Below are 8,540 nucleotides of genomic sequence, written 5' to 3' on the forward strand. Positions count from 1 at the left end.
GAGCGGCGGGATTCTGCCGGCGGCGGTCGGCGCCGGTTCGGCGATCGCGGCGGCACCGGTGATTGTGGCCGGTCCCGGCGTGCAGACGGCAGCGGCCGCCGCGGTACCTGACGAAAAGCCGGGAGCCGACACGCTGACGGACAGCCTGACCAACCGGTACTTCTCGGCCAGCATGGGCAAATGGTCGCCGGACTCGGGCGAGACCATCGCGGAGCGCTTGGGCCTGATTGTCGGGTCCGCCATGGGCTACGAGCCCGAGGATCTGCCGTGGGAGGTGCCGCTGATCGAGATGGGGCTCGACTCGTTGATGGCGGTGCGGATCAAGAACCGCGTCGAGTACGACTTCGACCTGCCGCCCATTCAGTTGGCGGCAGTGCGCGACGCAAACCTCTACAACGTCGAGAAGCTGATCGAGTACGCGGTCGAGCACCGCGACGAGGTCGACCAGCTGCACCAGTTCCAGAAGACGCAGAGCGCCGAGGAGATCGCCAGAGCACAAGCTGAACTCATCAGCGGCGCCTCCGCGTCATCGCTGGTCGCACCCGCACCCGATCCACAGGCCGAGCCGTCCACGCAGGAAGATGTGCCCGCGACAGCGGAGGCGGCCCAAGCTTCGGAGCCCACCTCCGAGGCGCCGATCCCGCCGCCACCGACCGACCCTGCCGGTCCGTCGGCCCAGCCGGTTCCGCCGCCGCCGACCGATCCGGCCGGCCCGGCCGGGCAGCACAACCCGGCGGGGGTCGGAAACGAGCTCAACCAGCAAGTTCAACAAGCTGCGGCCGAGGCGCTGAGCTCCGACGTGCCACCGCGTGACGCCGCCGAGCGGGTCACTTTCGCGACCTGGGCGATCGTCACCAAGAAATCACCCGGCGGCATTTTCAACCCGCTGCCCGCACTCGACGGCGACACCGCGGCAAAGATGGCTCAACGGCTTTCCGAACGTGCCGACGGTCCGATCAGCGTCGACGACGTCAAGGCCGCCGGCACCATCGAAGCTCTGGCCACAACGGTGCGTGAATACCTGGAAGCCGGTGTGGTGGACGGGTTCGTCCGCACGCTGCGGGTGCGCCCGGAAGGGTCGAGCAAGGTGCCGGTTTTCGTGTTCCATCCGGCGGGCGGGTCGACCGTCGTCTACGAGCCGCTGCTCAACCGGCTGCCGGGAGACATCCCGATGTACGGGTTCGAACGTGTCGAAGGCACGATCGAAGAACGTGCGGCGCAATACCTTCCGAAGCTGATCGAGATGCAGGGCGACGGGCCCTACGTTCTGGCCGGTTGGTCGCTGGGCGGCGTGTTGGCCTACGCGTGCGCGATCGGGCTGAAGCGGCTGGGCAAAGACGTCCGGTGGGTCGGCTTGATCGACGCGGTGCGCCCCGGTGAAGAGGTGCCGCAGACCAAGGCGGAGATCCGCAAGCGCTGGGAACGCTACGCGCGGTTCGCCGAGAAGACGTTCAACGTCGAGATCCCCGAGATTCCCTATGAGCACCTCGAGCAACTCGACGACGACGGTCAGGTGAGGTTCGTGCTGGAGGCGGTCCAGCAGAGCGGTGTGCAGATTCCCGGCGGAATCGTTGAGCATCAGCGCACGTCGTATCTGGACAACAGGGCCATCGACACCGCCGAGATCCAGCCGTATGACGGCCATGTCACCCTGTACATGGCCGACCGGTACCACGACGACGCGATCATGTTCGAGCCGCGGTACGCGATCCGCCAGCCCGACGGTGGTTGGGGCCAGTACGTCTCGGATCTCGAAGTGGTTCAGATCGGGGGCGAGCACATCCAGGCCATCGACGAGCCGATCATCGCCAAGGTGGGGGCCCACATGACGGAGGCGATCAACACGATCGCAGCACCGGCGAAGGTGGCCAGGTGAGCACCAAGACCACCGCCGAGTTGCTGGCCGAACTTCGCGAAAAGCTGGAGCTGGCCAAGGAGCCCGGCGGTGAGAAGGCCGTCGCCAAACGCGCCAAGAAGGGCATTCCGAGTGCCCGCTCGCGCGTCCACGCCCTGGTCGATCCCAGCACGTTCCTGGAGATCGGTGCGCTGGCCCGGACGCCCAACGACCCCAACGCCCTGTTCGGCGACGGCGTCGTCACCGGCCACGGCATGATCAACGGCCGCCCGGTCGGGGTGTTCTCCCACGACCAGACGGTGTTCCAGGGCACCGTCGGCGAGATGTTCGGTCGCAAGGTGGCCCGGTTGATGGAGTGGTGCGCGATGGTCGGCTGCCCGATCATCGGCATTCAGGACTCGGGTGGGGCCCGCATCCAGGACGCGGTCACATCGCTGGCCTGGTACGCCGAGCTGGGCAGCCGCCACGAGATGCTGTCTGGAGTGGTTCCGCAGATTTCCCTGATTTTTGGCAAATGCGCTGGGGGAGCGGTGTATTCGCCGATCCAGGACGACCTGTTGGTCGCGGTGCGTGACCAAGGCTACTTCTTCGTCACCGGGCCCGACGTCATTCAAGAAGTCACCGGTGAAGAGGTCAGCCTCGACGAATTGGGCGGCGCGGACGCGCAGGCCCGCTACGGCAACCTGCACCAGGTCGTCGAGTCGGAGGCGGCTGCATTCCAGTACGTGCGCGACTTCCTGTCGTTCCTGCCGTCGAACTGCTTCGACAAGCCGCCGATCGTCAACCCCGGGCTGGAGCCCGAGGTCACGCCGACCGACATCGAGCTTGACGCGATCGTGCCGGATTCAGACAACACGGCCTACGACATGCACGAGATCCTGCTGCGGATCTTCGACGACGGCGACTTCCTCGACGTGGCCGCGCATGCCGGACCGGCGATCATCACCGGGTTCGCCCGTGTCGACGGCCGGCCGGTAGGTGTGGTGGCCAACCAGCCCATGTACATGTCCGGCTCGATCGACACCGAAGCCTCGGACAAGGCGGCGCGGTTCGTCCGGTTCTGCGACTCTTTCGACGTTCCGCTGGTGTTCGTCGTCGACACCCCGGGCTTTTTGCCGGGGGTGGAGCAGGAGAAGAACGGGATCATCAAGCGCGGCGGGCGCTTCCTGTACTCGGTGGTCGAGGCTGAGGTCCCGAAGGTGACGGTCACGATCCGCAAGTCCTACGGGGGCGCGTACGCCGTCATGGGCTCCAGACAGCTGACCGCCGACTTCAACTTCGCGTGGCCGACCGCCAGGATCGCAGTGATCGGTGCCGAAGGCGCCGCGCAGCTGCTGATGAAGCGATTCCCGGACCCGACCACGCCCGAAGCTCAGACGATCAAAAAGAACTTCATCGAGGGCTACAACCTGAACATGGCGATCCCGTGGATCGCCGCCGAGCGCGGGTTCATCGACGCGGTGATCGAACCGCACGACACGCGGTTGCTGCTGCGCAAGTCGATGCACCTGTTGCGGGACAAGCAGCAGTACACGCGCATCGGTCGAAAGCACGGTCTTCTCCCGGTGTGACCGCCGGAAATCGCAGGTGTGAAATCTGTTCAGTTTGTGAACAGTAGGTCATGCCGACACCTACCAGCACTGGCCCTGCAGCGTCCCGGGCGCGACGGGCCGGCCCGAGCGTCGGAGTGGGCCAGTACAAGCACAAACGCACGGCGCTGGACGTCGGGATGGCGCTGCTCACCCCGTTACTCGGTCAGGAATTCCTGGACCGTTGCCGGCTGCGCGGCCCGCTCAACCGGTCCTTGCGCTATGGGGTCAAGACCGGCTTCTCCGTCGCCGCGAATACCAACCGGCAGCTCAAGCGGCTTCGGGGCGGCCGCGGCGGCGCGAGCCGTTCTGCGGCGAGCGCCACGGGTTACTTCGACCTGACACCCGATGACGACCAGAGGCGGATCATCGAGGTCGCCGAACGGTTCGCCGAGGATGTGCTGCGCCCGGCGGCCGACGACGCCGACGACGACGGCACTTACCGGCCGGATCTGATCGGCAGGGCCGCCGAACTCGGCCTGATCGGGCACAGGTCCAGCGTCACCACAGCACTTTTGGCTGAGGCGCTGGCTTACGGCGATATGGGCTCGGCTCTGGCGGTAGTGGCGCCCGCCGGTGTGGCTTCGGCGTTGACCCGCTGGGGGAGCGCGGGTCAGCAAGCTGCCTATCTTCCGCGGTTCACCGGCGTCGACGTGCCGCAGGCATGTGTCGCCATCGCCGAACCGTACCCGCTGTTCGATCCCACTGCGCTGAAGAGCACCGCGGAACGCACGCCGCGCGGCTACCGGTTGTCCGGGGTGAAGTCTCTGGTTCCGGGTGCCGAGCGAGCGGAACTGCTCATCGTCGCCGCCCAGCTCAACGGCAAGCCGGCACTGTTCCTCGTCGAGCTTGCGGCCAGGGGCGTTTCGGTGCAAACCGATCCGAGTATGGGGATACGCGCGGCCGCACTGGGACAAGTGCAGCTGTCGAACGTCTCGCTGCCGCTGGCCGCCCGGCTGGGCGAGCAGAACGCCACCGACGCTGACTATTCCGAGGCGGTTGCGCTGGCCCGGTTGGGTTGGGCAGCGCTGGCTGTCGGTACCTCTCACGCCGTCCTGGACCACGTGGTGCCCTATGTGAAAGAAGTTGTCGCCGACGGTGAACCGATTGCGCACCGCCAGTCGGTGGCGTTCATGTGCGCCAACATCGCCATCGAGCTGGACGGGCTGAGGTTGATGACCTGGCGCGGCGCGGCACGGGCCGACCAGGGTCTGCCGTTCGCTCGGGAGGCCGCGCTGGCCAAGCGACTCGGCGCCGAGCGAGCAATGCAGATCGGGTCGGACGGTGTGCAATTGCTCGGCCGGCACGGCTGCACCGGGAAGCACCCCGTCGAACGGTGGTATCGCGACCTGCGGGCGTTCGGTGTCGCCGAGGGCGTGGTCGTGCTGTGAGTACCTCGAAAGTCTGATGAAAGGCCAGGCATGGCAATCAATTTGGAACTGCCGAGCAAGCTGAAGGCGGTGATCCACACCACGCATCAAGGTGCTGCGGAGATGCTGCGTCCGATTTCGCGCAAATACGATCTGAAAGAGCACGCCTACCCCGTCGAACTCGACACCCTGATCTCTCTTTTCGAGGGAATCTCGGCGGCTGAAACGCTCGCGATGGCCGGGACCGAGGCGTTTCGCGCCGGCAAAGGCAAGGGGGAGGTTCGCAACGGTGCCAATATGGCCACGGTGCTGCAAGCCGTCGAGGTCAGCTGGGCCGACGTCGCGATGATGCTCGCGCTGCCGTATCAGGGTCTGGGCAACGCGGCGATCTCCGGGGTGGCCACCGACGAGCAGTTGACGAGGCTGGGCAAAGTTTGGGCGGCGATGGCCATCACGGAACCGGATTTCGGGTCTGACTCTGCGGCGGTCTCGACCACCGCGACGCTCGACGGCAACGAGTACGTGATCAACGGTGAGAAGATTTATGTGACCTCCGGCTCACGCGCCAGCCACATCGTGGTGTGGGCCACCCTGAACAAGTCGCTGGGCCGGCCGGCGATCAAGTCGTTCATCGTTCCGCGTGAACATCCCGGTGTCATCGTCGAACGCGTGGAGCACAAACTGGGCATCAAGGCTTCCGATACGGCGGCGATTCGCTTCGACAACGCCCGCATTCCCAGGCAGAACCTGCTCGGCAACCCGGACATCGAGGTAGGCACCGGTTTCGCCGGGGTGATGGAAACCTTTGACAACACCAGGCCGATCGTCGCCGCCATGGCGATCGGCATCGGCCGCGCCGCGCTGGAGGAACTGCGCAGGATCCTCACCGGCGCCGGGCTGGAGATCTCCTACGATAAGCCGGCGTACGCCCAAAGTGCCGCTGCCGCTGAGTTTTTGCGCTTGGAGGCGGACTGGGAGGCAGGTTACCTGCTCACGCTGCGCTCGGCATGGCAGGCCGACAACAGCATCCCCAACTCCAAAGAAGCGTCGATGGGTAAAGCCAAAGCGGCCCGGGTGGCCAGCGACATCACCTGCAAGGCCGTCGAATTGGCCGGAACCACCGGCTATTCCGAAGAGTCACTGCTGGAGAAGTGGGCGCGCGACTCGAAAATCCTCGACATCTTCGAAGGTACTCAACAGATTCAGCAACTCGTGGTGGCGCGCCGGCTACTGGGTTTGACGTCTGCGCAGTTGAAGTAGGAAGTCAGCGCTTTTCGTTGATGTAGTCGGCCAGCCCGTCGCCGATCGCGGCGGCGCCCATACCGTTGGGGTGCAACGGCTGAGCAGGGTTGGCGGTCATGAAGCCCTCGACGTAACGGTCGCTGGGTCCAGCGCACATGTCGTGGGCCGCCGACAGCGGCCTGGTGTCGAAGAAGCCGACTTTCTTGTTGGCGGCCAGTTGCTGCTCATGGTCGTCGAGTTCGTCGACCTTCGACTGGAAGTAGTCGGCGTCCTTCGGAAGGATCGGCTGCTCGGGGAAGCATCCACCGGGCCGGATGAACATCGGGTACCCGACCAGAACGATGCGCGCCCGCGGCGCCTTCGTTCGCAGGTCTTCGATCATCTGCGCCCACACCGGTAGCTGCGCGCCGATGGCCGTCGATATGGTGTCCACACCGTTGATGACGAACTTGCCCATGCAGGGCGGCGAGTCGATCGAGGCGGCCTCGCACTGCGCGGCGTCGGCGGCCAGCCCGACGTCGTTGCCGCCGATGGTGACCGTGATCAACGTGGTGTCTGCTCTGACCGCATCGATCTGCGGGGCAACTGTTCCGCCCGGAGTGAGTTGGGCGCGGCTGGTGATGTCTGCTGATGTGGCGCCGCTGCAGGTGACGTCGGTGACCGTCACCGGTTTGAGGCGTCGGGTCAGCACCGACGGGTAGTTGTTGGTCGATTTCTGGCAGCCCGGCGGTGGCGCGGGATCCGGTACGCCGGGTTCGGCGGCAACGGAGTCGCCCAGCGCGACGTATGCCAGCGGTGGTGTGGCCGGGGACGCCGGTACACCGCAGGCGGCCACGAGGGCGCAAAACAGCGAGGCGGCGCAGGCGCGCGTCAGCCTGACGTATGTCAAATCTGCTCACCCACCGGAACGTCCAGGGCCATTTCGTTGATATCGAAGGCGATGACGGGCACCGGGTGAGCCTACGTTGCGACCCGGATCTGGCTCGGAGGTCCTGTTCGTGAGCGGGGACTCAGGGTCCATGAGCGGGGGAGCCCGCCGTCTTCACGACTAAGCACCCGGTTTAACTCGTCGAGTGGTGAACTTCGCGTCGTATCCGGTTACGGTCCGATCCGGATCTTGTCGGGCGACCACCAACCGCTGTGAGTGGCGGTGCCCAACTCCAACTGGGCGGGCGGCGCGTTGACGATCGTGTCGAACTTGCGCAGCGACCCCCAGTCGCGGCCCCAGTCGCGGGACAGGTAGGTCGCCATCACGTGGGCGCGCAGCAGAATGTCGGTGATACCCAACAGGCCACCGTTGACGCCGTCCTCCCACGTGTCGGTGTCCTGCTTCTTCGCGTTGTAGTCCGGCGTGATGCGGAACCTTGGGATCTCGGTGACGCCGTTGACGTGCAGCATCGGGTGCTGGCACGGGAAGGCCAGCCCGACCGCCCAGTCCATCAGCACCGGCTGCGACGATCCGATGTATTCCTGCACGGAGCGCAGTTCCGGCACGCGCGGCGGAGTCACCGCTATCCAGTCGTCCGGCGTTAGGGAAAGGTCCTCGACCACCAGTCGGACCGCGACCGCGTCAGCGGTCATCTCGGATCGGGCGAAGCGCAGATCGCGCCACGCCTTGGGCTGTTCCCCGTAGAGGTCATAGGGCGCCAGCCGCCCGGCGGGCACAATGTCACCGCCCGCATCGGCCCTGCCGTATTCCAGCACCACCGTCTGGCCAGAGGTATATCCGTGCAGCACGCTTCTGCCCGCGATCTTGCCCGCGGCGGTCACCACCAGCAGGGGATGCCCGTCGTCCGGCTTGGGCAGCTGATACCACGCCGACGTCAGCCTGCTCTGCTGTTGTGGGCCGGCGGTGTAGGTGCCCGCCAGCGGAACTCGGCCGGGGTCGAGGCCGTAGGGCAAAGGCGCCAGTGATCCGTTGATGCCGGGCCGGGTCAGCTTGGTCGGCGAATACCAGTCGTAATCGGTGCCGGGCTGCGGCACTAACGTCTCCTGAAGCGCCTCGGCCACCGTGCGTTCCGGTACGCCATTGGGGCTGAAGCCGATTGGGTTGATACCGCCCAGCGCGCCCAATGGGCCGTAATTGCCGGGCTCTCCTGTTTTGAGGGGCGCCATGAAGCCGGCGTTGCTGTCCGGTTCGACGAGCACGTCATCGGCCAGCGCGCAACCGCCGGAGAATTCCCGCAGGTTGTCCCAGCCGTTGGAGTAGGTCGGGTACTGGCGCACGATTCCGGCGACCATCGACGCCACGAATACCAGGGCCATGAAACCGGCCGCCAGGGGGATCGGAGGGGCCGTCGCCACGCGCGCCAGCCGACCTTCGCCACGGCTGCTGGACGCGAAGTGCAGCCAGATCGCGTACAGCGCGGCGACCGCGAACAGGGCGAAAAACACGGTGCTGATGGTGATTCCGGCGATCTTCGGCATGACGTTGTTGAACGGCACGCCATAGCTCGAGACGTACCACCAGCCGTTGGTGGTGGC

Annotated in this window: 6 protein-coding genes; 4 read left to right on the forward strand and 2 right to left on the reverse strand. The window is 66.0% G+C overall.

Features of this window, described 5'->3' with window-relative positions:
- The 4 genes from WA317_RS16335 to WA317_RS16350 all read left to right on the forward strand — a co-directional run.
- Positions 1 to 1,876, forward strand: a 1,876-nt coding sequence (locus WA317_RS16335) for a thioesterase domain-containing protein (protein WP_425174021.1), incomplete at its 5' end; no start/stop codon positions are given.
- Positions 1,873 to 3,426: an acyl-CoA carboxylase subunit beta gene (locus tag WA317_RS16340; protein WP_425174022.1), complete on the forward strand. Its 1,554-nt coding sequence runs from the start codon at positions 1,873 to 1,875 to the stop codon at positions 3,424 to 3,426. The genes WA317_RS16335 and WA317_RS16340, both read left to right, overlap by 4 nt.
- 50 nt (positions 3,427 to 3,476) lie before the next feature.
- A complete protein-coding gene (locus tag WA317_RS16345) occupies positions 3,477 to 4,835 on the forward strand; it encodes an acyl-CoA dehydrogenase family protein (protein ID WP_425174023.1) in 1,359 nt (452 codons plus the stop codon).
- Between the two features lie 30 nt (positions 4,836 to 4,865).
- Positions 4,866 to 6,074 carry an acyl-CoA dehydrogenase family protein gene (locus WA317_RS16350; protein WP_425174024.1) on the forward strand — a complete coding sequence of 403 codons (1,209 nt, stop codon included), beginning with the start codon at positions 4,866 to 4,868 and terminating at the stop codon, positions 6,072 to 6,074.
- Positions 6,075 to 6,078: 4 nt separating this feature from the next.
- Here WA317_RS16350 and WA317_RS16355 read toward each other — a convergent pair whose 3' ends face one another.
- A complete protein-coding gene (locus WA317_RS16355; RefSeq protein ID WP_425174025.1) occupies positions 6,079 to 6,945 on the reverse strand; it encodes an SGNH/GDSL hydrolase family protein in 867 nt (288 codons plus the stop codon).
- A gap of 209 nt (positions 6,946 to 7,154) precedes the next feature.
- Positions 7,155 to 8,540: arabinosyltransferase C-terminal domain-containing protein (locus WA317_RS16360; RefSeq protein WP_425174026.1), on the reverse strand; the 1,386-nt coding region annotated here is incomplete at its 5' end.

The organism is Mycobacterium sp., assembly GCF_049802695.1.
Taxonomy (GTDB): Bacteria; Actinomycetota; Actinomycetes; order Mycobacteriales; family Mycobacteriaceae; genus Mycobacterium.

Bases quoted from the DNA above. Each gene is read 5' to 3' on its own strand.
- WA317_RS16345 (WP_425174023.1), top strand. From the start codon at position 3,477: ATGCCGACACCTACCAGCACTGGCCCTGCAGCGTCCCGGGCGCGACGG.
- WA317_RS16350 (WP_425174024.1), top strand. From the start codon at position 4,866: ATGGCAATCAATTTGGAACTGCCGAGCAAGCTGAAGGCGGTGATCCAC.